Origin of the sequence: Massilia sp. TWP1-3-3, assembly GCF_049897805.1 — a bacterium.
Classification (GTDB): domain Bacteria; phylum Pseudomonadota; class Gammaproteobacteria; order Burkholderiales; family Burkholderiaceae_D; genus Telluria_A.
Genome location: NZ_JAFCWX010000001.1, coordinates 251682 through 277428, shown reverse-complemented (window position 1 = coordinate 277428; position 25747 = coordinate 251682). Strand labels below are relative to the sequence as shown.

Below are 25747 nucleotides of genomic sequence, written 5' to 3'. Positions count from 1 at the left end.
CGGACGTGAGACAAGCGTACAGCACACGTGTCGCTACGCCGTGTCGAGAGAGCAGCGCTTAGCGACTCGGGCTGCGAGGGCGTGGAAGAGATCAAAGAGAACCGTTGAGTTAAAGTTAACCGCGAATAAATCTACAAACCTTAATAGTCAACGGTTCCATAGTGCATCGTGCATCTACTATAATACGTTCTCTTTGCGACAATTAAATTTCACGCGTCGCGTTAACCACAATTGCTGCATCCCGTAATTTCTTAAACGATGCATACATTAAATCGTAAGTTTTATTATACCAATTATCAAAATCCTGCCGGCGATTTGAAGCGAGTGAATCGCGTTTTGCTTTTCGCGCGGTCTGATCAGTTGTGAAATGCTCAAAATCATTCAACAGCTTGTTCAGTATAGTGTACCCACGGGCGTATAAATCCGGAACTCCGGACATGATATTGTCTAGAGAATCTCTCGTATCCTGACAAAACTGGGAATAGCGGTATGAGTTCGCAGCATGCCCTATTGGAGCACTCCGGAATTCCTGGTTGTCCCTTGCAGTTTTGCACTCCACATAAATATTTCTTAATTCCAAGATGGTAGCCGCTGCGGCGGTACGTCTTTCGATAGCCCCGTTTGGATTGATTCTCCGATCAAGTTTTGGAAACGACTCTTCTAATAGGTCAGGAATTGCGTTAAAAATGTGTTCCCCTTGAGCACTCATTCTTTTAAACTCCCAGTAAATGGTGAATGGACGTACGCCGAGCAATCTAAGGTAAAGCATGTTAGTGCAGCAGTGCATTTTTTAAAGAAATAGCGGCCTAGGTTGACTTGGGCCGTATTTTTAGCAACCAAGCCAATCATAACCAATAATTATGGCTTGTTAATAATCTTTTCGCCGTCTGGCCGCAATTCTCCATTGGGTGAGACATGCCGGTACAGAGTCTGCCGCGTGACGCCAAGTTCTTTACAAAGCCCAGTCACGTTGGTTTCTGGTTTGCCCATGGAAGCCATCGCTAGGCGAAGCTTAGCAGGCGTCATCTTGAACGGCCGCCCGCCGCTACGCCCTCTAGCGCGCGCAGATGCCAACCCGGCGACAGTGCGCTCGGAAATTAGCTCGCGCTCGAACTCAGCCAAGGCGGCAAATATACCGAAAACTAGTTTGCCAGCGGCGTTTGTAGTATCGATTGCTGCGCCGTGGCCGTTTAACACCTTCAGTCCCACCCCGCGCGCCGTCAGGTCATGCACTGTATTGATCAAATGACGCAAATCCCGGCCTAACCGGTCCAACTTCCAAACCGCCAGGGTATCACCTTGGCGCAGCGCTTTGAGACAGGCGGCCAAGCCGGGACGATCTTCCCGTTTGCCTGATGCCTGATCTTCATAGAGATGCTTCGGGTCGACACCGGCCAACTCCAGCGCATCTCGCTGCAAGTGCGTCGTTTGCGAACCATCGGCCTTCGAGACCCGCATGTATCCAATTAACATGATTTCGTCTGTCACTTATACGGTCGATTGTGTGACAGTCCGTCCTGTCACTTGCCAATCATCAAAAACTGTCACTTAACCCGTTACTTAATGTATGACATGTAAAGGGTTCCGCTGGCTCATAATGTAACAGAAATTCGGCTGGAATTTGCTCTTTAGCAAATATCGCCCTAAGTTGCTCCAAAGAAGCAGGGTCGTTCCGACCGTACGACGCCAACCGGAATAGCGAACGTGCCGTTTCGGGATTGTGTCGAGCATCAAGAACGGCCTCTTCAATTGCTTCGGCCGCCTTTCGCCAGTAGTTGACGGGTTCTTCCGATCCCACGTGTACCGGCAGACCGTTTGTGAATTCTCTCTGCGGCTCTTGCACGAACAAGCCAGCGAACTCTCCGGCTGCATTCAAAATCTGCGATTCGATCAACCCGGTGGCTGTAGCCGCCGCCTCCAGCATTTGCAACTGCACCGAGTCCGCTAAAATCTCAAAGGCCTGCCATTGGCTCTGTCCGGCACGGAGCGGGTGGCCGCATCGCTCCCATACGTAACGGATAGCTTCACCGTATGATCCGCACAGCGATATCGGCGTGTTCAGCTCGTCCAACAAAGTGCGCAGCAGCCGAAACCAAAGTCCGGCATGGACCCGGCGGCGCGGTAGCTCGACGTATCCTGTTGTGAGTGCCTGCCAGGTGCGCCGGTCCATCGCCGAAATCGGCGCACTGGCCGGCCGCTGCCCACATGAAGCGTCATCCCAGCCCATGAACGTCCCAGTCCCTCCCCAATAGGGCTCCAGCCATCAACAATGCGTCGGGCAGCTCAATAGCAACGGCAATTGCCATATGAGTGGCAGCGCATGTTCCGCCGAGTCGCGAATGCAGGGCGGGCACGCCCGACGCAGCGGCTGCATCGGCAGCCAGGCGCGCCAGCTCATGATCGACCGCGTTTTTCGACGCCCCTTCGGCAGCAGAACTGATAGCTGAAAAACATAGGTTTCCAGGGCGGACGGAACCGAGTTGTCAAGACTGTCCAGCAGCCACGGCGTCCAGCCGGCGAAACTCATGCAGCGCAGACGGTCTTGCTCGATGCCGCTGCGCTGAGCCAGGGCTATCAACAGCGGTATCGGCGGCGCAGTGTCGAGGTCGTCGATCTGGCCGTGGCCAAGATCATGCTCCAGCAGCTCGCGCATGTCCATCTGGTAGCAGTCGGCGACACGATGAAGCCAGGACGACAATGCCTCGCCTTCCTTGGGGGCCGGATGTAGCGGCCAGCGTTGCGCCTGGCTCACATCAACTCCCGCTCGAACTGCCGGCGCCGCTCGCTGGGGCCAACGTAATCGGTCATGCTAAGCGTGCGGTGGTTGATGGCTTCCTCTCCGCTTTCCGCAGCGGCGACGGCCGCCGCTATCAGCAGATGTGCCAGTTCGCCGATGGTGCCCTCGCTGCGGGTTAGCAGATAGCGGGCCATATCCGGCGTGGCGATGGGCGAGCTTCGCCGCAACGGGAACGACGCGGCGAAGCTCGCCAGCAACGAATAGCAGTCATCGTTGGCCTCCCACAATGGAAGCATGACGGGCTCGAATCGGTTTTCCAGTTGATCGTCCGACCGGATGGCAAGGTACGCCTCGCGCGTGCCAACCCCGACCAGCGGAATGCGCAGCTCGTTGCCAAGAAAGCGCAGCAGATTGAGGAATTCCCGCCGGCTCACGCTGTTACCGGCAAGGACGCTGTGCAGCTCGTCGATCACCAGCATGCGCACACCGACGCGGCGCAGCAACGACAACGCCAATTGCTCCATCTCAGGCAGCCGCTGGCGCGGGCGCAGCGGCGCGCCCATGGCGGCGAGCAAGGCCACATAGAAGCGCGTGACCGATGGCTCCGATGGCATCTGCACGCACAGAACCGGGATGTGTTCCTGATCGTCGGTGGATGTGGCGGGGTGGGTACGGCGGAATTTCTCGATGATCATCGACTTGCCGTTGTTGGTCGGGCCGACCAGCAAGAGGTTGGGCATGCGCTGTTTGCTCGGCCACGCAAACAGGGTTTCCAGCCGGTTCAGCGCATCGACCGCGCGCGGATAGCCAATCCAGCGGTCGGCACGGATGCGCTGAATACGCTCGGCAGCCGGCAGACGGGCCAGCCCCTGTGCTCCCGGCAGCAGGTGGGATAGGTCGATGGCAGGAAATTCGTCCATGGCTACCATTCCTCGATCTGGCCAAATGGCATAGCAGCCGGTTGGCCTTCGGTTTGGGCATCAGGTACGTCAGTCACCGGCGGCGCAAGCTTGCCCGATGGCGATTGCGTTTTGAGATGCTGCCGCCGTTCCTGATCGCGCCGCGCCTTGCGCGTAGTGTGCTGAGCAGTATCCACGATGTCGCGCATTTGCCGGATCATGCGGAACAGCGCGGCCTCATCCACCTGTTCACGCCCGAGCTGCCGTAAGCTGGCCAGCGCCTGGCGTTGCTCCCACAACGTGATGGCGGGATGGGACAAGGTACGGTAGGGAATTTCCAGATAATGCTGCTCTTCCGGCTCCAGAATCCATATTCGGCTGATATCACGCGGGTCGCGCCGGATCAGGAATGCCGGCAAGCTTCCGCGCCGGGCGATCCATGGTTTGAGCGCGTCGGCATAGTAGTGGATGTGGTCGATGACAAAGCCCGTCCGGGTCAGTGCGCGTCGGATCACCGGCAGGAAATCGACAAGGAAAGCGGTTGCGTGCGTGACGATGGCCGGCGTGCCGGAACGGGCCACGGCATCGGCCCATAGCGCCGCCGGCGGCTGGAGCAGAGTTCCGTGCACAGAGCCGTGATAGGCACCGATTGCCAGGGTGAGCCAGCGTTCCAATTCGCGCAGCGTCAACGCCGCCATGCCGTCCGAATCGTACTTGCCGCGTTGGTTCGGGTTGGAAAACCTCGTGCCCGGCAATTCGTGGATCATCTGCATTGCGGTGCCGATGATTCGCTCCACGACGCCCCCAAAGTGCGGCAGGCCCGGCGGTCGATAACTCAACTGAATGCCGTGCTGTTCGCAGCCACGGCGCAGCGCCTCGCTCTTGAACTCGGCAGCATTATCCAGATAGAGCAGCTTGGGCTTGCCGCTCATCGGCCAATTCATTTCCACATCCAGACGTTCCAAGCTCGGGCGTTTGTCGCAGGCAGCGTGGGCCAGGCAAAGGCCGGCCGAGACGGCGGACGGGGCTTCCAGCGTGACCACCATACCGGGCACGCAGCGCGTGAATACGTCGATGGCGATTGTCAGGTAAGGGCGTCCAATGGGCTGCCGGTCACGCTCGTCCACGATAATCAGATCGATGACTGTATGGTCGATTTGAACTTGTTCAAGTGGCGCAGTGACTTCTGGAGGCAGGCCGCCGACGCCTTGCAAATCACGGGCATCATCCTGGCCACCCCGGCTGCGCACCACTTTTCGCGGGTCCAGGCTGGCGACGCGCAAAGCTACAGTGTTGCGTGCCGGCACCCGCAGCTTCTGTGCCTTGCACGCCTGTATTATTTCACGATACAGCGCCGCCAGGCTGCGCTTCTGCCGGGTCAGAAACCGCTTTTGCAACAGGTCGCGGATGATGAGCTCGACCGGCTCCGATAAGCGCCCCTTCCCTTTACCGCCGCTGGACTGACCTCGCGCAAAGTCCGTGACCAAGCCGGAGCCCTGGCGTGCGCGCCGGATCAAGACGTATACCTGCCGCCGGGACAAGCCCAACGAGTGTGCGGCGTCATCGGCGGCCTGATGTCCGACGAAATCAAGTGCCGCGAGCGGCCCTACGACATCCATTCGTTGACGCGCCTGCTCCCAGGCAACATCCGGCAGTGTCAAGACCCCTTGCTCGGCTATGCGCCGTATTTCTGTTGCCACGCCCGCACCTCACTTCTGTGCATAGGAGTATTCAGCATAGTCGATGATGGTGAAGGCGGCTACTGACAAAAGTAAGTCAGGAATCGTATGCACAGTCGCCGTCTGGGTCAACAAAATGGTGCAGTCGCCTTCTGAAAATGACAATTCGCAATATCAGTGTCAGGTATTTTGGTCGCCCCAACTCTTCGATCCGGAAACCATGTATGCATTTTGAAGTCCCGAAAGCTTCGTCATTGAAAGAATTTGGCGGCGAATATCTGATGATCGTCATCAGTATCCTGACCGCGCTGGCGCTCGAACACGGCGCCCAGACACTGCATCATCGGACGGTCGCGCATGAAGCAAGCGAGAAGATCGATGCGGAGATCCGGGCCAACATTGAACAGATCAAGGCAACCCGCGTGTATAACCAACAGCAGGGGGACAAACTGGCGCTGATCCGCGAAGCTTTGCTGGCCGACATTCATGCCAAGAAAAGCGATGAGGAATTGAAAAAGCGCCTGCTTGGCGACTACCGGGGTGCCTTTGCGCTGAGCATTCGCACGCCCACCCTGCGGCGCGAGGCCTGGGACGTGGCGGTCGCCAACCAGGCCGTGAGCTGGATGCAGGCCGACGCGCTGAAGCGCTATTCCGTTGCATACGCATCCATGCGCGACATACAGTCGATTTCCATCACCGGCGGCAATAGCTTTCTGGATGGTCCGCGCATGATGGATGCGCTCAGCAATGCCCAGATGGGCGTGGTCGATGCGCACGAAACGTATCGTTTGCTCAATCAGATCATCTCTTCCTACCAGACCATCAATGGCAACCTGGCAACGCTGCAGAAGGAACTGGACGATACGGCCCCCGCCGATGGGTTGCGCGCCGCGCAATCCGGCCACGGCGCCGGGCAGGCCGGCAAGTAGGCAGACGCCCGTTATACCCGGTCAAGTCAAGAAAACCCAGCCTGCGCCGACGCGAACGCTTCCTCCGGTGTACTATTCCGCTTGGTTTCGCGAAAGGAAGTCATGTACCGTTCCACCCTCAAGGCTGCGCTCGCGTGGCTGCTGCTGGCCTGCTCGCTGCTGCTGGCGGCCGCGCCGACGCTCGCGGCCGACGACTATCTCGATCCGGAAGCGGCCTTCAAGTTTTCGGCGCGCATGCTCGACCCGCAGACCGTGGCCGTCACCTACGACATCGCCGACGGCTACTATATGTACCGCGAACGCCTCAAGTTTACCGCCACCGGCGCCACGCTGGGCGAGCCGCGCATTCCGTACGGCAAGGTAAAGTACGACGAAACGTTCATGAAGAACGTCGAAACCTACCGCAAGAGCGTCACGATTACCATTCCCGTGCGCGCCAACGGCATGTTCACGCTGATGGCCAGCTCGCAAGGCTGCGCCGACGCCGGCCTGTGCTACGCGCCGCAAGACGCCAGCGCGCGCCTGGTGGGCGCCTTGCCTGGCGCCGGCCAGGCATTGGCGCCGGCCGATGGCGTCAGTGCCCCCGCCGCGCCGTCCGAACTGACCGGCATCGCGTCAGTGCTCGGTGGCGGCAAGCTGCTCGTGATCGTCCCGGCCTTTATCCTGCTCGGCCTGGGCCTGGCATTCACGCCCTGCGTGCTGCCGATGGTGCCGATCCTCGCGTCGATCATCGTGGGCGAGGGCGCGCAGGTCAAGCGCGCGCGCGGCTTTACGCTCGCGCTCACCTATTCGCTGGGCATGGCGATCGTCTACACGGCCCTCGGCGTGGCCGCCGGCCTGGTTGGCGAAGGCCTGGCCGCGGCGCTGCAAAATCCGTGGGTGCTGGGCGCCTTTGCGCTCCTGATCGTCGGCATGTCGCTGTCGATGTTCGGCCACTACCAGCTGCAGCTGCCGCTGGCTTGGCAAAACCGGCTGGTCAACACGTCGTCGCGCCAGTCCGGCGGCAAGCTGGCGGGGGTGTTCATCATGGGCGCAATTTCTGCCCTGATCGTGGGGCCTTGCGTGGCCGCGCCCCTGGCCGGCGCCCTGGTCTACATCAGCCAGACGCGCGACGTCGTCATCGGCGGCGCCGCGCTGTTTGCGATGGCGGTGGGAATGAGCATTCCGCTGCTGCTGGTCGGCCTGTCGGCCGGCTCCCTGCTGCCGCGCGCGGGCGCCTGGATGGACGGCGTAAAAAAACTGTTCGGCGTGCTGATGCTGGCGATGGCGGTGTGGATGGTGGCGCCCGTGCTGCCGCCGGTGCTGCCGATGGTGGCCTGGAGCGTGCTGTTTCTCGCCTACGGCTTTCACCTGCTGCGCGGCCGGGGCCACTGGGTGCGCATGACGCTCGGCGCGCTGTTCGCGCTGCTGGGCGCGCTGGAACTGACGGGCGTCGCCACCGGCGGGCGCGACGCCTTGGCGCCGCTCGCGCACATCACCGGCAAGCACCATGCAGGCCTGGCCTTCAAGCGCATCAAGACCGTGGCGCAGCTCGACGCCGCGCTCGCTGCCACGGGCGGCAAGACCGTGATGCTCGATTTTTACGCCGACTGGTGCGTATCGTGCAAGGAAATGGAAAAGCTGACCTTCACCGATCCGAACGTCCAGGCACGGCTGGCCAATACGCTGCTGTTTCAGGTCGACGTGACGGCCAACGATGCCGACGACAAGGCGATGCTCAAGCGCTTCGGCCTGTTCGGGCCGCCGGGGATCATCCTGTTCGACGCGCAGGGCGCCGAAATTGCCGACAGCCGCGTGGTCGGCTACCAGGACGCGCAAAAGTTCACGACGTCGCTGCTGAAATTGAACTAGGGGAATGGCTTGTTAGGAAAGGCTTTCAGGACAGGGCTTTTTCAGCCTGCTCGATGCCCAGCAATTGATCGAGGCGGCCCGACAGGCTCAATGCCATTTCGCGGCCCTTGGCCTTGAGCACCGCTTCCAGGTAGACGTCGCGCAGTTGACGGAAGTCGTCGATTCCCGCGCATCGTTCCACTTTCAATTGCAGCATCATGCCGCGCAGCCCGAGCGTGCTCTTGATGGTCTGGGTATAAAACTCGTTCAAGGCGACATGGCGCTCGGCAGTGGACATTCCCTCGGGCCCTGCGCCAGCCGCACTGCCGCCAGGCGAGTCGCCGGCAGCCGCATGTACTACATCCTCATGGCTGTGCGAGCGTCCCGACGCCTCGCGCCGCGCCGCCTCGCGCCGCGCCGCCATGCGCGCGCGCGCCGACGGCCCGTGGTCCTTGGCGTGTTCCGCCTCCGCTACCGTCTCGGGCGCACCGGCGTCGACTAGGACGATGTACTCGTCCTTGAGCAATTCGTTGATATGATCGAGCGCCAATCCCAGCGGCCCGAAGTTTTTCATCAGCACTTCCAGCGGACGATGTCCGTCGACCATGAGCAGCACGGAACGCAGCTTGGCGGGGATATGGTATTTGCGCGTGGCGATTTCCTCGCGGCCCTTGTCGGTTTTGTCGTAGATGTGCTTGTCCATACTATTCCCAATGATTACAAGATCTTGCCGCTAAGATAAATTAAGCATACACCTAGCGTAAATCACCGGTCCAGTTCTATCGGTACGTACATTGCATTTAGTTACAATGTCTATACAATCAGCCAATGCAAAAAGGCGCCGAAGCGCCTTCCTGCCGGTTGCCGCAGCAGGGTATCAACCGTGCATGCCATGCCCGCCGTGGCGGCGGTGATGCATGCTGTTCGCGTCGAACAGCGCCTTTTGCTCCGCCGTCAGCACGCCGTAGAACGCGGTGGTGGCGGCCAGGCGCGTTTCCATCGTCGCCAGGTGCTGCTTGGCCATCTCGACGCCTTTTTCCATGCGTTCGGGCGCGGGCATGCTCTTCCATGCACCGCGTTCGCCCCGTTCCTTGCCTGCGGCCGGCTTGACCGCCGCCGCGTAAGTGGTCCAGGCGCCGGCCTGGGCCGGCGTCAGCTTCAGCGCGTCATGCAGCTTCTGTTCGCGCGCGGCGGCGTGCTCGCCCCATTTGGCCTGCCTTTGTTCGTGTTTCGTGGTCGGGGCGTCGCTAGCCTGGACCGCCAGCGTGGTGCCGCCCAGTCCGAATACCGTCATGCCGATGAGGATGCTTTTGCGCAGGGTGTTCATATAGATCCTCTGTGTGAAATGTGCGAGGTGCAACTTCATGCTGCGCCGCAGATGTAAGCGCGGCATGTCGCCAGCCGACGAGTTTGTATCGATTTGTTTCGGTCCCTTTGGTATATACACAACGATACAAAGTCGCTATTCACGGCGCCGGTAAGTGGACATAATTGCGAGCATGGATAATCCTTCTACCATTCTGATCGTCGACGACGACCGCGACATCCGTTCGCTGCTGGCCGACTATCTCGAAGCGAACGGCTACCGGGCGCTGAGCGCGGCCGACGGCACCGGCATGTGGAAGGTGCTCGACGAGGCCAGGCCCGAGCTGATCGTGCTCGATTTGAACTTGCCCGGCGACGACGGCCTGACGCTGTGCCGCAAGCTGCGCGCCACGTCTTCGCTGCCGGTCATCATGCTCACCGCCCGCAACGAGCCGCTGGACCGCATCCTGGGCCTGGAAATGGGCGCCGACGATTACCTGCCCAAGCCGTTCGAGCCGCGCGAGCTGCTCGCGCGCATCAGGAGCGTGCTGCGCCGCAGCCATGCAATGCCATCGAACACCCCGCTCGATCACGCCCAGCGAATGCGCTTTTCAGGCTGGACGCTGGACTTGACGGCGCGCCACCTGCTCAATCCCGAAGGCATCGTCATCATGCTGTCGGGCGCCGAATTTCGCCTGTTGCGCGTGTTCCTCGAACACCCCAACCGCGTGCTCAACCGCGACCAGCTGCTCAACCTCACGCAGGGGCGCGACGCCGATCCGTTCGACCGCTCGGTCGACATCCAGATCAGCCGCTTGCGCCAAAAGCTGGGCGAAGACGCGCGCCTGCCGCAAATTATCAAGACCGTGCGCAACGGCGGCTACGTGCTGGCCGGCCAGGTCACCGTGGAGCCGCCGGCGTGAAGGCTTTTCTGGGTTCGATGACCGGGCGCGTGTTCCTGACCCTGTTTTTTGGCACCGTCGTTTCCGCCATTCTGGCCGAGGTGCTGGTCGAAGAGCAGCAGTACCGCTGGTTCCAGGACTACCGCGACAACGCCGCGCTCGAGCGTTCCGAACAGCTGATCTACTCGGCCGAAATCGTGCCTTCGTCGGCGCGCGCCGCCTACCTGCTTTCGGCAAACCGGCCCGGCATCCGGCTCGAGGAACCCGACGCGCCGGCCAGGCTGGCGCGCGCGCCCTCCAAGTTCACCGCGGCGCTGGCCGCGCGCATCGGCGCGCACTACCAGCTGCAGACGCTGGCCGAGCGGCCCGCCGCCTGCAACGTGCCGCGCCTGCAGTACAGCCTGTTCTGGCCCACCGAACGGATCTGGCCGGGGGTGTGCGAGAGCATCAATGTGCGCATGCGCGACGGCGAAATGCTGCGCCTGCTGATCCTGCCGCCGGCCTCCTCGCTCGAAGGCGAGCAGTCGGACTATCGCATTGTGTTCGCCGTATTCCTGGTCAGCGTCACCGCGCTCGCCTACCTGGTTGCGCGCATGACTACGCGCCCCCTCAAGCAGCTGGCGCAGGCGGCCAAGGACCTGGGCAACGACATCAACCATCCGCCGCTCGCGCTGGCCGGCGCGAGCGAAATCCGGCAGGCCAGCGCCGCCTTCAACGCCATGCAGGCGCGCATTCGCCAGCACATTTTCCAGCGCACGCAAATGCTGGCGGCCATCACGCACGACCTGCAAACACCGCTCACGCGGATGCGCTTGCGGCTGGAGAAAGTGGGCGACAACGAATTGCAGCAGCGCCTCGTTGACGACCTGTCGGCGATGCAGGCAATGGTGCGCGAAGGGCTGGACCTGGCGCGCTCGATGGACACCACTGAAACGATGCAGCCGCTCGACCTCGATTCGCTGCTGGGCAGCGTGTGCTGCGACGCCACCGATGCCGGCCAGCAGGTCGAAGTCATCGGCAGCGCCAACCGCGCGCTGATGGGCCGGCCGATGGCCTTGCGGCGCTGCCTGGTCAACCTGATCGACAACGCCGTCAAGTACGGCAAGAAGGCGGTGGTCACGGTCGACAGTGCCGGCGGCGCAGCGCGCATCCGGATTCGCGACAACGGACCCGGCATCGCCCCGATCGAGCAAGCGCGCGTGTTCGAGCCGTTCTACCGGGTCGAGTTGTCGCGTTCGCGCGAGTCGGGCGGCACCGGCCTGGGGCTGACCATCGCGCGCAACATCGCCGAGCAGCACGGCGGCTCCATCAGCCTGTGCAACCATCCCGACGGCGGCCTTGAAGTCACACTGGTACTGCCCGAGTACTACACCAGAAAATAAATTCCACTTACCAGAGAGTTCAGCGCCGCCGCCAGAGCGGCCATCACACCCATGAAAAACAACAAGACCGCCATCGTCCTCGTCCTTGCCGCCGCCTTAGCCGCCGGCGCCGCCTGGCACTTCACCCGCGCCGACGCGCCGCCTGCCACTGCGGCCGGCGGGGAGAAGGGTGAAAAAGGTGGCAAGGGCGGCCAGATGCCGACGGTCGTCAATGTCGTCACCCCGGTCAAGCGCGACGTACCGGTGGTGCTGCAGGCCAGCGGCAGCGTCACGCCGGTCAGCAGCGTCGACCTGCATCCGCAGACCACCAGCACCATCCGCACCGTGCATATCAAGGAAGGCCAGTTCGTCAAGGCCGGAACATTGATGTTTTCGCTGGACGACCGCGCCGACCGCGCCAACGTCGACAAGGCGCAAGCCGGCATTGCGCGCGAGCGCGCCGCGCTGGCCGACCTCGAGCGCCAGTACAAGCGCAGCGAAGAACTGTACCAGCAAAAGTTCATCGCCAGCAGCGCGCTCGACACGCTGCGCAGCCAGGTCGAAGCGGCGCGTGCCGGCATCGGTGCGGGCGCGGCCACGCTGCAGGCCGAACGCGTGGCCGCCAGCTACAGTGCGATCCGCGCGCCGATGGCAGGTCGGGTCGGCGCCATCAATGTATTCCCGGGCAGCCTGGTGCAGCCGGCCACGTCGCTGACCACCGTCACCCAGCTCGATCCGGTCGACGTCGCCTTTACGCTGCCCGAGTCGGCGCTGGCCGACCTGCTGGCCGCGCAGCGTGCAGGCGCCGTGGCAGTCGAGGCGAACACCGGCGGCGCCGCTCCCGTGGTCGGCAAGCTCTCCTTTATCGACAACACGGTCGACCCGAAGGCCGGCACCATCCGCGTCAAGGCACGCTTCGACAACCGCGACACGCTGCTGTGGCCCGGCCAGTACGCCAACGCGCAGGTGACTGTGCGCATCCTCAAGGACGCGATCGTGATTCCCCAGGCCGCCATCATCACCAGCACGCGCGGCACCTCGGTGTACGTGGTCGACGCCGACGACAAGGCGCAAGCGGTGCCGGTCACGCGCGTGCACAGCTTTGGCCTGGAGGCGGTCGTCACGGGCCTGGCCGGCGGGGAGAAGGTCATCACCGAAGGCAAGCAGAATTTGCGCCCGGGCGGCAAGGTACGCCTGGCCAGCGCCAGCGCCAGCGCTGGCGGCGAAGGCAAGGGCCAAGACAAGGGCAAAGACAAGAGCCAAGGCCGGCGCGCCGCCAAGGCGGAGCCGAAATGACTCTGTCAGAACTGTGTATCCGCCGTCCCGTGATGGTGATCCTGCTCTCGCTCAGCCTGGTGCTGGTGGGGGTGCTGGCCTACCTGCGCATTCCGGTCGCGGCGCTGCCAAGCTATAACACGCCGGTCATCAATGTGTCGGCCAACCTGTCCGGCGCCAGTCCCGAAACCATGGCTTCGTCGGTCGCGCTGCCGCTTGAAAAGCAGTTTTCGACCATTTCCGGCATCAGCCTGATCACCTCCACCAGCACCCAGGGTTCGACTTCGCTCACGCTCGAATTTGATCCCAGCATCGACGTCAACGTGGCCGCCATCGATGTCCAGGCCGCGCTGCTGGGCGCCCAGCGCCAGCTGCCGCAAGAGATGACGGAGTTGCCGTCCTATCGCAAGGTCAACCCGGCCGACGCGCCGGTGCTGTTCATGGCCATGACGTCGCCGTCGATGAATTTGTCGGAACTGAACGACTACGCGGAAAACCTGATCGCGCCCAGCCTGTCGACGCTGCCCGGTGTGGCGCAAGTGTCCGTGAATGGCCAGAAGCGCTTTGCGGTGCGGGTGCGCGCCAAGGCGGACCTGATGCAGGCGCGCGACCTGTCGATGGACGAACTGGCCCTCGCGCTGCGGGCGGCCAACTCGAACGCGCCATTGGGCGTGATCGACGGCCCCAGCCAGACCATGACGATCCAGGGCAATCCCCAGTTGATGAACGCGGCCGCGTTTTCGGAACTGATCGTGGCCACCCGCAATGGCGAGCCGGTGCGCCTGCGCGACGTGGCCGTGGTCGAAGACAGCTACCAGTCGGTCAAGACGGCCGGCAGCTACAACGGCGAGCGCGCGATCGTATTGCTGGTGCAGCGCCAGCCCAACGCCAACACGGTGCAGGTGGTGGATGCGGTGCGCAAGCTGCTGCCGCGCTTCCAGGCCCAGGTGCCGGCCTCGATCAAGATCAACCTGGTCAACGACCGCTCGGTGTCGATCCGCGAAGCGATCCACGACGTCAACCTGACGCTGGCGCTGACCGTGGCGCTGGTGGTGCTGGTGATCTTTTTGTTCCTGCACCGCGCCGCCGCCACCTTCATTCCCGCAGTGACGATGCCGATCTCGCTGCTGGGCGCCTTGTCGCTGCTGTACGCCTTTGGCTACAGCCTGGACAACGTTTCGCTGCTGGGCATCACGCTGGCCGTTGGACTGGTGGTGGACGACGCCATCGTGGTGCTGGAAAATATCGTGCGCCATATCGAGATGGGCAAAAAGCCGGTGGATGCGGCGCTGGTCGGTTCGCGCGAAATGGGTTTTACCATCGTCTCGATTTCCATTTCGCTGGTGGCCGTGTTCATTCCGATCTTTTTCATGCCGGGCGTGATCGGTTTGCTGTTCCATGAATTTGCCGTCATCGTCGGCCTGGCCGTAATTGTCTCGGCGCTGGTGTCGCTCACGCTGGTGCCGATGCTGGCCAGCCGACTGCTGCCGCCGCACGTGGCAACGGGGGAGGGCGAAAAGAGCTTCATCGGGCGCCACTTCGAAGCCGGTTTCGAGCGCGTGCGGGGCGGCTACACGCGCACGCTCGACTGGGCGCTGCTGCACCGCTTCGTGGTGCTGATGGTGTTGCTGGCCACGCTGGTGGCAACCGTCTGGCTGTTCATGACGATTCCGAAAGGCTTCTTCCCCGAGGAAGACCTGGGGCAGATGCGGATGACGGTGGAAGCGGCCGAAGACACCTCGACCGAGGCCATGTTCGCGCTGCAGCAGAAAGTGGTGGAAGTGGTGCGCGCCGACCGCGATGTGCAGGATGTGACGTCGTTTTCGGGCGGCGGCAACAGCGGGCGCGGCTTCATTGCGCTCAAGCCGCGCACCGAACGCGACAAGATGCCGGTCGTGGTCGACCGCCTGCGCAAGTCGACCCGCCAGATCGCCGGCGTGTCGGTGTTTTTGTCGCCGATCCAGAACCTGCAGCTGGGCGGACGGCCCAGCAAGAGCCGCTACCAGTACACGCTGCAAAGCGTGAGCTCGGACGCGCTGGGCGAATGGGCCAACAAATACCTCGAGCAGCTGCGCGCCGATCCGGATTTCCGCGACGTCACCAGCGACTCGCAAAACCGCGGCCTGCAAGCGACCTTGCGCATCGACCGCGACAAGGCCAATGCGATGGGCGTGCAACTGGCCGACGTGCGCACCGCGCTGTACGCCGCCTTTGGCGAGCGCCAGGTCTCGACCATCTACTCGGCCGCGGCCAGCTACAACGTGATCCTGGAGGCTGCCGCCGCCGATCGCCAGTCGGAAGACGCGCTCACGCGCGTGTCGGTGCGCAGCAAGGCCGGCCAACTGGTGCAGCTGGGCAGTTTTGCCAGCGTCGAGCGCACCGTCGGGCCGACCTCGGTCAACCACCAGGGGCAATTGCAAGCCATCACGCTCTCGTTCAACCTGGCGCCGGACGTGCCGCTGGGCGCGGCCACGGCCAAGATCGACAAGATGGGCGTGCAGATGAAGCTGCCGGCCTCCGTGATCACCAAGTACGGTGGCGACGCCGCAGTGTTCCAGGATTCGCAATCCTCGCAGGTGATTCTGATTGTCGCTGCCCTGGGCGTGATCTATGTGCTGCTCGGCGTGCTGTACGAAAGCTTTATCCATCCGCTGACTATTCTGGCCGGGCTGCCGTCGGCGGCGGTGGGCGCCTTGCTGACGCTGCGCCTGTTCGGCATGGACCTGACGATGATCGCCATCATCGGCATCCTGATGCTGATCGGGATCGTCAAGAAAAACGCGATCATGATGATCGATTTTGCGCTGCACGCGCAGCGCAACGAGGGCATGGCGCCGCATGAGGCGATCCGCCAGGCCTGCATCCTGCGGTTTCGGCCCATCATGATGACCACGCTGGCCGCGCTGATGGGCGCGCTGCCGATCGCGCTGGGTCTGGGCGCCGGCGCGGAACTGCGTCAGCCGCTGGGCCTGGCCGTGGTGGGCGGCCTGTTGTTTTCGCAAGTCATTACGCTGTATATCACGCCCGTGATTTATCTGTATTTGGACAAGTACAGCGGCAGCGGACCGATGGATGACGCGCATCTGGCGGGCGCGACGGCGCCTGGAGCGCTGCGGGACAATTAATGGGGAAGTAAGAGATGGGTCTTGACGGCGGGCTCGCGCCGGATGCGCGCATCACCACGCGCATCCGGCGCCGGCCAAGCCGGATTGGCTCGCGCCGGATGCGCGCATCACCACGCGCATCCGGCGCCGGCCAAGCCGGATTGCTACAACACAAAATTACTGCTTCCAGCACTCGCTGATCGAGCCTTTGGCTCCGGTGATGTCCCTTCTCCCAAGTTCGGTGTACGTGAAGTCGCCGCACACATCCTTGGTCTGGTTGCCATACGGCGCAGCCTTCAGGCCAAACTCTGTCGCATCGCCTTTCGTCACGCTGAGGTCGTAAAATCGCTTTGATGCATTGTCGATCGGCATTGGATCGGCAGAGTACCCCAGCTTTTTCATGTCGGTGGTGTAGGCATTATTAATCGTGTAGTAGCGCGCCTGCCGGGACGCAAGGTCCAGGATGGCAGTGACGGCGCCAGCCCGACGCGCCTTGAGCACGTAAGCGGTGTAACTTGGTATCGCAATGGCCGACAGGATCCCGATGATGGCGACGACGACCATTAATTCGATGAGCGTAAAACCTCGGACGCGGTTCATCGCAGTTGCTCCACTGATATACGTTTAACGACAAGCCCGCCTTGCGGGTTGAACAGGTCTACGGTCGGAATGCCTTCAATGGTTTCATTGACAGCATAGCGCTTGCTGCCAACGGTAACAAGAAAGGAAGTACCCACTGCTTTTTTCTTGATCCCTACGATTGATTTGTGGCCAGTCGGAACCACCAAGCTGCCATTTTGATCCGGAAACAAATTGTCCTTCGCGCCGCCGCCCGAATCCATCCTGAATGCCATTGTCCAGCCTGATGGCAACACGGGTGTACATTGCCCCGGCGTACTGACCGGCGGAATTGTCGTGTTCACAAGCAATACACCATCCGTGAAAATTGGATTGTAGATGAGCTGTTCTCCCGTTTCCGGAAGGTCAAAGCGCCATCCATACTGCGTATTGCCGAGTGAGCAGGAAGAACTGCCGAACCAGCAGACCTTGGCGATGGCAAGCTCACGCTGGGTGTCCGAGCTTGAGGCTGCCAACACATCGCTGTAGAGATCGCTTCTGGTGAACGTGCGGAAAGGTGCGGCAACTGGCTTGGTCAGCGAAGCAAAATCATTGTTCGACGCAGGAATGACAACCTTACCGACAACGGTCGTCGTGCCCGAGTTCCATGCGTCCATGTCCCAGTCCCACAGGCCGTAGATGGTTTGAACGCCTCCGGCATAAGAAGGGGCCAGGGTATCGGTGAAGGGCGTCATCCGTCCCGTGCCCAAGCCCAACACTACACGGCGTGTTCCACCCGTAAGCACTGCTGCGACCGCGATCTTGGTGGTGATGGGCTGCACCTTGGTGCCATCCGTGGCGACAAATAGCGGGGTTGGCGATGTCTGGCCGTAGGTCGAGACGGCCCAATCGACGGGCTTTTGGCTGGTAACGTCAATTCGCCACACATTGCCCAACAAGTCGCCCGCATACAGGTAGTCGATAACACGGTCCCCGTCCAGATCAGCCGACGCAACGTTGGTGATGCCATTTGGCGTTTTGACATCACCTGTATCGGTACTGATCCATTGAAACGTCACCGCCCCGTCCGACGGGTTGATCAAACCGATGTAAATGCCGCCCACATAGTTGGCATTGCCGATGCCGTTACCAAAAATGATCGCCCATTGGCCGTTGTGCATGCGGCGCACCAGTGGCGTGCCATAGGTGTTGCCAAGGTTGGCCAGGGTCGTGTCGTTCCAGGAGCCTTTCACGATATTGGCAGCGTTCGCTTCGGAAAAACCGACGGAGCCTGGGCCGGCTGTTGCCGTGGGATTGGTCACGTCCAGCGCGTAAATTTCTTTCCCGCCGGGTCCAAGCCCGCCGACAAGCCAGGTATGCCAGGCGTTGGCATAATAAACGTCGCCAGTGCCCGGGGCTGCATCGACATAGTAATTGTGTCCATAGGTAGGGCTGGTCAGTTCCACGACCTTTGAATCGGCCAGGACGCTGGCGGGCATGTAGGCAATGAGTTCGGCGCCGTCGTTGTTGGTCTGGACATACGCGCCTTTCGCGTCATTGCTGCCGGCGCGCGCGCCGTGCAGGAAGCCATCATTACTGCCGGCATACACGACGTGCGTGCGCTGTGCCATGCTGGTGGCAAAAGCTGTGTAGGACGATTCGGTACCTGCACCGTACAGCGCGTCCTTGATGCCAGTACCGTAGGCCAGTGATGGTGGTCCCACCCATGTCGGGCTGGAGTCGATAATGTCGCCAAGAACGCCGCCCCGTGCGCGCAGGGGGCCGGCGGTTGGCGTTGCCGTTTGTTCCTTGTTACGGTCGCCGCGCAACCAATCCAGGCGGGCCTGTTGCAATCCATCGGTTGACTTCAAGACGTTTTGCTGTGCAGTGGACAGCTTTGCCAAAACGAGCGGAGCTCCCGACGTGCCGTTGTAGGTAATCAGGGCACGGGTCGCCGGCGTTTGTATCGGAATGTCATTATCCGGCACCCCGTTGGTCGAACCCATGGACGCGCACGGACCGCCGGTCAGCTTGCAGTTCAAATCCCAGTTGTAGTCGCTGGAAACGACGACGCTTCCGTCCGTATTCACCTTCAGGTCGGCCGATACCAGCGATCCGGTCCAATTGTTTGGATTGAAGGAGGCGAGGTAGACCTGGGTTCCGGTACGCACTTGTCCGGCCTGAACGGTGTTGGCACCAGCGCTGCTGGTCGACTCCGTCGGTTCCGCCACAAAGCACGAAATCTCGTGGATATTGGTGGAGCCACCCGTTGCTGCGGCAAAGCCGAAGCGGAACGTCGCCGGCAAGGGACCGTTGTCCTTGGTGATCGGGTGGTTCGCCAGCACCGACTTGTACTTGCCGCCATTGTAGCTGTACATGAAATTGAGATTGCCGGCCGGCGTAATCATGAGCCGATAGGTAATCGGCGTGGCCTTGGTTCTTACCTTGGCAGTGACATTCGAGATCAGGTTATTGTCCGGCAGTACCCAATACCCGTCCTTGATCGCAGGGTAATCCATCACTGTTTCAGTGGTGGGTGCGACCTTGGTAACGATTGACGAACCGGTGACATTACCTTTCCTGTCGTAGGTGTAGACAGTCGTTTTAACCACTTTGTGGAGAAATCCACTGGCGCAAGTTCGCTTCACCATGTCCACGCGCATGGCGGCATCGGCATCTGCCGCGTAGTACAGCGGGTAAGCTTTACTCAGCGCAGCCCAACTGATATTGCCGGCGCCACGTAAGCCGATCCGGTTGCTCTGAAAGTATAGCCCGCTGCCATAACTGTTGTAACCATTCGGGCTGGTGGGCAAAGAAGCGACATTGATCCCGCTATTGGTATTGTCGCCGCTGTTGAGGAAGTTGCCGTATTCATCCATGCCCAGCCCAAGATAGGCGCCCTCCAGGCCGTCGCCGTTACCGTTGCCGTTCGAGCAGCTGTAACCCAGGCTGCCACCCCACGCACCAATATTCGGCGCTACGGCACCATCCATGAGAAAGAAGGAGATGCCGTCGGCGCCCTGGAAACCCGGGTTGGGCGAGGTTGCCGTGCTACCGCCGTAGGTATGGGTGGTAAAGGTGACTTGCAATCCCTTTTTCGTAGGAAAAGTGTCCTTCCATACAATGGCGCCATTCTGATTGGTGAGGGCTGGAGTCAGGCGCAGCGCGCCGGAACCCACGGCATCGGCGGCGGTGCCCAGATTGCAGCCGGGGATGGTACTGGTGGGATCGGGCTTCCCGGCGGCTGGGACAGCCCCGCTCAGGCTGTTGTTGGTGGGGGTGCCGGCCGTCAGGCATGCGCCCGGCGTGCCTTTCACGGCCCAGTTATTGGTGATGGTCGCCTTGGTAAAATCCTCGGCCAGCGTCTGCCCACTAGCGCTCCCGGAAAGCATTGCCATCGTTGCCGGGGCGACTATCCATATGTTCTTTAACATTGTGTATCCTTCCGTTGAGTGCCGAATGTTCCAGCGACTGCACTGCGCCCCGATTTTTCCAAGAGCGCATCGGTCCGCGCTAACAATTTTTCTGGTGATAGCTGCGCCAGGCCTCAGCCGCCGTCAATGCCATCGGCATCGGTGGACACCTGGAAGATGGCTTGTTCCACCGCCACTGCCGTTGCATTGCCCCCGGACGCGGACGCTGTCACCCGGTACATGGCCGAACCCGGCGTTTTCCCAACGGTTTCGATATATTCGATGTGATACTTGGTGCTGGCAGCATAGGTGCCGGCGGTGCCACCGTCTGCATCGACTGTCATGCCGTCGAGCGTGGGTGTGTAACCCGAGGCCCAGGGCAGGGTAGTCGGCTTGTCCAGCGCATTGCTGCAAATCACAGGCGTGGCGCTCATGGCCGAGCAGGGAACCCCGGTGATCCAGTTCCCCTTGTAGGTGTGATCCGGTTGCCCCATCCAGAACTGGGCATCGTTGAGAGCCGCGAAAGCGGCATCGACGGCGCGCGCTTTTTCGCGGGTGTTGCCCGAAATTTTTTCGTCCTGGGTGAAGCCGCCGAACATGTACAAGGCGAGCAGGGAAATGACGACCAGGATGACCAGACTGGTGATGAGAACCACCCCTCGTTGTTTGTTTTGATTCATGTCATAGTCCAATTGCATGCGGAATAGTTTGGGTTATGCTGACGGTGGGCGGCTGCTGGTTGCCCGGATCATTGGCCAGCGGATTGGTGAAAGTGAGCGTGAGCTTTACCGTCTTTACGTCATCCCAATAATCCTTGGGCGAGGCGACATCGGTTGCGCTCAAGTATTGCGTGACGGAACCGGACTTGGTTTCATCGGCACCGGCCTTGGGCTTGTCGACGCCATACATGATGTCCATCTTGGTCAGGCCGGCAATCAGATCAACTTTGATCGTCTTGCTGTCCGTTGTGTCAGTTTCGTCGCAGTGCAAGTAGCCATTGACGATGCTAAAGACATCGGTGTAGCTGTGGCCTGGAACCAGCTTGGCCGAGCATCCCTGGCTAGAGGTAGTTGTTGCGCTGGCAACGAAACGCACGCTCACCGTATCCGAATTGGTGCCGCCCTCGGTGCCGACCAGGGACTGGCCTGCGCCGAATGGGCTGGCGGCGGGAAATCTGGTAGCGGGAGTGTCCAATGGCGAATACGGAAACGCGCCGGCATAGCGCAAGGCATTGCCTGCCAAACTTAGTGCCATGCGTTGAGCACCCTGAAGTTCGGCCATTTTTCCGCGCAGCTCGGCGGTGCGCGTCATGGAGATCAAGATCGTGCTCAGGCCCAGCAGCAGGACCAGGCCGATCGTCAGCGAGATCAGCATCTCGACCAGTCCGAAACCTTGTTGAGCGCGCTTCATAGTATGGTCACCAAGGTTTGGTAGGTGTGGGGCTGGCTTTGTTCGCTCGCCAGATCGCCAGTCTCGGTTTTGTCGGCGTTGCGCAGCGATACGTTTTTTTCGCTCCAGGTCAGTGTGATTGAGCAAATCGCCGGCGATTTGTTAGCAGGACAAACGATGACCGCGCTGCTCCCGGGTAATACGGCGAGCTCGTCCACCCAAGTTTTCAAATCGTAAGACGCCATTTCAGTCTTGTCACACACGACCGTCAGGCCAACGCAGATTTTGGCAGTCGCCGCCGGCCCGCCCGTGATGGTTGTCCCAGTCACGCTGACCTTGGTCGGCGGCGTGCCCCAATAGGCGACGTTGGCCTGCATGGCGGCGCTCAGGCTGCCGGTAAGGATGGTTGCCACGTTCTGGTACCGGGCATTCTCGGTACTGGTAATGGCAAGCAACTGCATACCCGCGATGCCGAGCGCGCCGACCATGATCACGACCATGGCCACCAACACTTCCAGCATCGAAAACCCACGTTCTTTATTCATGTTGTTGGACATGCTGCCCCCTTTTTGCTGACCCACGAACCAGCGTTAAATATGATGCAGCGCGTCAGCGACGCTGTGTTGGATTTATCGCGCAGAAATATTTTCCCAGTATAAAAAGTGTATCCGGCCGCGTTGAATTGCGGATATTCCGACGCCAAGCTCACACTGATCGTATCGCCGCTGGTCAGCGTCGGTCTCACCAGCAGTTGTTCCTTAGGGTCACTTTCCAACAACACCACCCAGCCGGCGGACCAGTCGGTGACGCAGGCGATATCCGTGCCCGCGCAGACCGACACCGTGGTGCCGCGCTTTTGTGCCTCGCTGCGCGCAATATTTAAGCCACCGATGATGGCGTTCATTTCGCCGCTCAAGCGGTTGCCGATGATCATTGAATTAAAGGAGGGCGCAGAGATCGACGCAAGAATGGCAATAATCACCATGGTTACCACTAATTCAATCAGCGTAAATCCACTGGCTTGCTTTTGCATAAAGTTATCCCGAAGTGGTGGGTTCGACGCCGGCGCTGCTGGCGTTTGCCAGGGCGGTAGGCTGATCGTGCAGTTCCCATACTAGCAAGCCAAGCTTGCATTACCCTGAGGAAATGCTTACAAAATGCTGACAATAGGAAATATTTCACGAGAGCGACAAAATAAAGACCTTGAGTATAGGTTGCCTACTTGACGCATAGCAATGCAAACCGTCGAAAGCCGCTACCAAGCCGATTCCCTGTTCCGCAAGTAATAATTGACTGATGACAACACCGCACCCGGCCGGCCTGCCAACATAGAGGTGAATCCACACCAGCGGGCACACCATGAAACGTTACAGCGTCACGATCATCGGCATGGGGCCGCGCGGCCTGTCCATCCTCGAACGCCTGGCCGCGTTTGCGCGCGCCAACGCCTGCCTGTTGCAGGTCAACCTGGTCGAGCCGGGCGAATGCGGGCCCGGCGTGCACGGCGTGCACCTGCCGCCCCATCTGCTATGCAATACCGAGGCTGGTCTGCTGAGCATTTTCCCGGCACCCGGCGCCGTTGAACTGCCCAGTGCATGCGCGGGCGCCACGCTGGCCGAGTGGGCGCGCGCCCAGGGTTACCGCCGCTTCGGCGAGCAGGTGCACCAGCTGGCGCCGGACGCCACCGAAGGCGAGGCGCTCGACGACAACGCGTTTTTGCCCCGCTGTCTGCTGGGGCGCTATCTGGCCTGGGCTTACCGTACGCTGGCAAGCGCGCTGCCGCCGGCAGTCAGGCTGACGCACCTGCGGCACCGCGCCATCGACATGTTCCAGCAGCCGGACGGCAATTTTGTCGTTGAACTGGACAGCGGCTTTTCGGTCAACAGCGACTTCGTGTTCCTGGCCAGTGGACACAGCCGCAGCAACCTGACCGACGAGCAAGCCTGGTGCCGCAAGTTTGCCCAGGACCATGCGCGCTACAACAGCAAGCTGGTGTACATCCGTCATCCTTATCCGCTGGGTAAGCTGGCCGCGCTCGGCAGCGATGCCCGGGTCGGCATCGCCGGCATGGGCTTGACCGCGCACGACGTGGTGGCCGAGCTGACGGTGGGTCGCGGCGGGCGCTTCGTGGCCGCCGGCAGCGGCGTGCGCTACGTAGCGTCGGGCCATGAGCCGCGCCTGCTGCTGTTTTCCCGCAGTTGCCTGCCGGCGCTGGCGCGCGCCGCCGAACCGGATGCCTGCGCGCGAAGCTGCGCCGCGCCGCGTTTTTTCACACACGACGCGCTTGCCGCGCTGCGCCATGCCGCCGTGCAAACGCGCGCCAGCGCCCAGCTCGATTTCGACCGCGACCTGCTGCCCTTGCTGATGAAAGAACTCGGTTACGCCTGGCGCTGCGTCCAGGACGGCACTGCGCCGGGTCCCCAGTACATGCCCGGCGCGGCCGAACTGGCCGGCATTGAAGCGCTGCTGTTCCCGCTGCGCGCGCGCACCTTTGACAGCGGCGCCGCGTTCACCACGTTTGTGACCTGCCTGCTCGCCGACGACTTGTCCGAAGCGCGCCGCAGCAGCACAGCCAGCCCGGCCAAGGCGGCCGCTGCCACGCTGGCTGGCGCGCGCGACGTGTTGCGCGATGCCGTCGAGCAGGGCGGCTTGAGCGCCGCCTCGCACCGCAAGTACCTCAGTGTCTATCATCCGGCGTTCAACCGGGTGGCGTATGGCCCGCCGGGGGCGCGCAACGAGCAACTGCTGGCACTGATCGAGGCGGGCGTGCTGGACATGGCGAGCGGCCCCAATCCAGCGGTGCGGATCGACGAAGAATTGTCGCGCTTTGCGCTGCACACGCGCACCGGCGGGGGCACCGACGTCACCTGCCTGGACGCGCTCGTGATCGCCCGCATGGATGCATTTTCGCCGGAAACCAATGACGACGACTTCATGCGCAACCTGCTCAAGCGCGGCACCGTGCGTCCCTTCTACAATGGCACGTTTCATCCTGGCGGGCTGGACATCGACGCGGCCGGGCATCCGCTCAGCCGGGCCGGGCGCGTCATTCCGAATGTCTGGGCCAGCGGCTGCCTGGTCGAGGGACCGCATTATTTTACCCAGGTGTTGCCGCGTCCCCAGCGCCAGACGCCCGGCGAACGCCAGGTGCAGGACGCCGATGGCTGCGTGCGCGAACTGTTTGCCGGCATCACCGGGCGCGAAGGCGCACCCGCCCCGGCGCGGCCGCGCGCCGGCAGCGCGGTCCAGGATGCCCTGCTGTAGCCAGGCAGCCGCCGCAGCAGCAGCCGCGCCGCCCGCGCCGGAAACATCCCGTAACAACCTTCAAGACCCACACCCTGTAAGCTTGCATAGCTGCTCAGGGTGACTGCGCTCGTGCGCAATACGCGCAAAAAGTATAGACTCCGGCACGGACCAGCATCAATCGATAATTCCTTTTGGAAACTAAGCCTATTTTGCGCGACCATTCCCATTCTCCGCCGGATGACGCCGGCGCTTGCGCCCATTGCGGGCAGCAACTGGCGCGCCCTGTGCTCAGCTATGGGGACAAGCGCGTCAGCAGTACGGGCCTGGTGGTCGCGGTGCTGTTGCACGTGTTGCTCTTGCTGCTGTACGTATTTCGCAGCGTCGAAGAAAAGCCCCCGGTGCCCGCGTCCGGCACCGACATCACTTATATTCGGCCGCTGCCCGGCAAGCCAAAGCGCATCGAGCCAGCCAAGAGCACCGTCAAGCCGACCAAGCCGACCAAGCCGGTCAAGGCGCGCAAACCCGAAGTGGTGGTGATGCAGCGCCTGCCCGACACCATCACGCTGCCCGAAGAAAAGCCGGTCAAGCAGGAGCCGCCCGAGCCGCCCAAGCCGGACCCGGTGCCACCGGCCGAAGACATGTCGGCCCGCATTGCCGCACGCCAGGCGGCGCGCGCCCAGGAACGCGCCCAGAACGGAGAAGAAAGCGAAGCGGACCGCGGCAACCGGCTGGCGCGCGCAAATATCGCGGCGGCCAACGGCAAGAGCCGCGGCGACGATGAGGAAACGGGCGTCAGCGCCAAGATTCTCTCGTTCAACGCGGCCAACCTGGATTTTCGCGGCTGGGATACGGTCAAGAAGCGGCGCGTGCTGGACCGGGTCGAAGTTGAACTGGGCCTGCACCGCGACATCGAGACGGCGTGCGTGAAGAAGATGGTCCAGCTTATGCGTCAGGGCAACGCGCAAGAAGTCAAATGGAATTCGGAGCGCCTGAACAAGAAGCTCACGCTCAGCGTGCGGCCGGCCGACACCGAGCAGCTGGAAAACTTTTTGTACCAGGAGCTGTTCCCGCGCTACCGCCGCTCGGCCGGCTCGTAAGGAGCCTCGCAGGGCGGCTCGTA

General features: G+C 61.7%; 20 protein-coding genes and 1 pseudogene. 8 read left to right on the top strand and 13 right to left on the bottom strand.

What is annotated here, in order from left to right; all coding sequences use genetic code 11:
• Positions 1 to 202: 202 nt before the first annotated feature.
• The 5 genes and pseudogenes from ACP7D4_RS01250 to ACP7D4_RS01230 all read right to left on the bottom strand — a co-directional run bounded on the left by ACP7D4_RS01250 (position 203) and on the right by ACP7D4_RS01230 (position 5336).
• A complete protein-coding gene (locus tag ACP7D4_RS01250) occupies positions 203 to 769 on the bottom strand; it encodes a hypothetical protein (RefSeq protein WP_426101519.1) in 567 nt (188 codons plus the stop codon).
• A gap of 89 nt (positions 770 to 858) precedes the next feature.
• The gene (locus ACP7D4_RS01245) at positions 859 to 1473 is read right to left on the bottom strand and encodes a recombinase family protein (protein WP_426101517.1); all 615 of its coding nucleotides are present in this window, start codon (positions 1471 to 1473) and stop codon (positions 859 to 861) included.
• A gap of 61 nt (positions 1474 to 1534) precedes the next feature.
• A pseudogene (locus tag ACP7D4_RS01240) lies at positions 1535 to 2752 on the bottom strand (TniQ family protein).
• Positions 2749 to 3657, bottom strand: a complete 909-nt coding sequence (locus tag ACP7D4_RS01235; RefSeq protein WP_426207573.1) for a TniB family NTP-binding protein — start codon at positions 3655 to 3657, stop codon at positions 2749 to 2751. Before ACP7D4_RS01235 ends, ACP7D4_RS01240 begins: the two are co-directional and overlap by 4 nt.
• Positions 3658 to 3659: 2 nt before the next feature.
• Complete coding sequence (locus tag ACP7D4_RS01230; protein WP_426207572.1) at positions 3660 to 5336, bottom strand: transposase; 1677 nt, start codon at positions 5334 to 5336, stop codon at positions 3660 to 3662.
• Positions 5337 to 5539: 203 nt separating this feature from the next.
• On the opposite strand from ACP7D4_RS01230, the gene ACP7D4_RS01225 reads away from it, so the two are divergent.
• Both ACP7D4_RS01225 and dsbD read left to right on the top strand, forming a co-directional pair.
• Positions 5540 to 6244, top strand: a complete 705-nt coding sequence (locus ACP7D4_RS01225) for a hypothetical protein (protein ID WP_426207571.1) — start codon at positions 5540 to 5542, stop codon at positions 6242 to 6244.
• A gap of 102 nt (positions 6245 to 6346) precedes the next feature.
• A complete protein-coding gene (gene dsbD / locus ACP7D4_RS01220) occupies positions 6347 to 8095 on the top strand; it encodes a protein-disulfide reductase DsbD (RefSeq protein WP_426207570.1) in 1749 nt (582 codons plus the stop codon).
• A gap of 25 nt (positions 8096 to 8120) precedes the next feature.
• On the opposite strand, the gene ACP7D4_RS01215 is transcribed toward dsbD, so the two are convergent.
• Both ACP7D4_RS01215 and ACP7D4_RS01210 read right to left on the bottom strand, forming a co-directional pair.
• Entirely contained in the window at positions 8121 to 8777 is a 657-nt protein-coding gene (locus ACP7D4_RS01215) for a hypothetical protein (RefSeq protein WP_426101507.1), read from the bottom strand.
• A 174-nt stretch (positions 8778 to 8951) separates the two neighbouring features.
• Positions 8952 to 9401, bottom strand: a complete 450-nt coding sequence (locus ACP7D4_RS01210; RefSeq protein ID WP_426207569.1) for a Spy/CpxP family protein refolding chaperone — start codon at positions 9399 to 9401, stop codon at positions 8952 to 8954.
• A 172-nt stretch (positions 9402 to 9573) separates the two neighbouring features.
• On the opposite strand from ACP7D4_RS01210, the gene ACP7D4_RS01205 reads away from it, so the two are divergent.
• Genes ACP7D4_RS01205 through ACP7D4_RS01190 form a run of 4 tightly spaced genes read left to right on the top strand, consistent with a single transcriptional unit; the run spans position 9574 to position 16042 of the window.
• Positions 9574 to 10302, top strand: a complete 729-nt coding sequence (locus ACP7D4_RS01205; protein WP_426101503.1) for a response regulator — start codon at positions 9574 to 9576, stop codon at positions 10300 to 10302.
• Positions 10299 to 11663 carry an ATP-binding protein gene (locus tag ACP7D4_RS01200; protein WP_426207568.1) on the top strand — a complete coding sequence of 455 codons (1365 nt, stop codon included), beginning with the start codon at positions 10299 to 10301 and terminating at the stop codon, positions 11661 to 11663. Before ACP7D4_RS01205 ends, ACP7D4_RS01200 begins: the two co-directional genes overlap by 4 nt.
• A 51-nt stretch (positions 11664 to 11714) precedes the next feature.
• A complete protein-coding gene (locus ACP7D4_RS01195; RefSeq protein WP_426207567.1) occupies positions 11715 to 12938 on the top strand; it encodes an efflux RND transporter periplasmic adaptor subunit in 1224 nt (407 codons plus the stop codon).
• Positions 12935 to 16042 (top strand): efflux RND transporter permease subunit, encoded by a 3108-nt coding sequence (locus ACP7D4_RS01190; protein WP_426207566.1) that lies wholly within the window; start codon positions 12935 to 12937, stop codon positions 16040 to 16042. Before ACP7D4_RS01195 ends, ACP7D4_RS01190 begins: the two co-directional genes overlap by 4 nt.
• Before the next feature lie 156 nt (positions 16043 to 16198).
• Here ACP7D4_RS01190 and ACP7D4_RS01185 read toward each other — a convergent pair whose 3' ends face one another.
• From ACP7D4_RS01185 to ACP7D4_RS01160, 6 genes are all read right to left on the bottom strand, one after another.
• Positions 16199 to 16621 (bottom strand): type IV pilin protein, encoded by a 423-nt coding sequence (locus ACP7D4_RS01185; RefSeq protein WP_426207565.1) that lies wholly within the window; start codon positions 16619 to 16621, stop codon positions 16199 to 16201.
• Positions 16618 to 20013: a pilus assembly protein gene (locus ACP7D4_RS01180; protein ID WP_426207564.1), complete on the bottom strand. Its 3396-nt coding sequence runs from the start codon at positions 20011 to 20013 to the stop codon at positions 16618 to 16620. The genes ACP7D4_RS01185 and ACP7D4_RS01180 overlap by 4 nt, the downstream gene beginning before the upstream one ends.
• A gap of 113 nt (positions 20014 to 20126) precedes the next feature.
• The gene (locus ACP7D4_RS01175; RefSeq protein WP_426207563.1) at positions 20127 to 20672 is read right to left on the bottom strand and encodes a pilus assembly PilX family protein; all 546 of its coding nucleotides are present in this window, start codon (positions 20670 to 20672) and stop codon (positions 20127 to 20129) included.
• Position 20673: 1 nt separating this feature from the next.
• On the bottom strand, positions 20674 to 21402 hold the full coding sequence (locus ACP7D4_RS01170) for a PilW family protein (RefSeq protein WP_426207562.1): 729 nt from the start codon (positions 21400 to 21402) through the stop codon (positions 20674 to 20676).
• Positions 21399 to 21938, bottom strand: coding sequence for a type IV pilus modification protein PilV (gene pilV / locus ACP7D4_RS01165; protein ID WP_426207561.1), 540 nt, complete (start codon positions 21936 to 21938; stop codon positions 21399 to 21401). Before pilV ends, ACP7D4_RS01170 begins: the two co-directional genes overlap by 4 nt.
• A complete protein-coding gene (locus ACP7D4_RS01160) occupies positions 21923 to 22414 on the bottom strand; it encodes a GspH/FimT family pseudopilin (RefSeq protein WP_426207560.1) in 492 nt (163 codons plus the stop codon). Before ACP7D4_RS01160 ends, pilV begins: the two co-directional genes overlap by 16 nt.
• Before the next feature lie 326 nt (positions 22415 to 22740).
• Between ACP7D4_RS01160 and ACP7D4_RS01155 the strand changes: the two genes are divergently transcribed.
• A complete protein-coding gene (locus ACP7D4_RS01155; protein WP_426207559.1) occupies positions 22741 to 24645 on the top strand; it encodes an FAD/NAD(P)-binding protein in 1905 nt (634 codons plus the stop codon).
• Between the two features lie 173 nt (positions 24646 to 24818).
• Entirely contained in the window at positions 24819 to 25724 is a 906-nt protein-coding gene (locus ACP7D4_RS01150) for a hypothetical protein (protein WP_426207558.1), read from the top strand.
• The last annotated feature ends 23 nt before the right edge of the window (positions 25725 to 25747 follow it).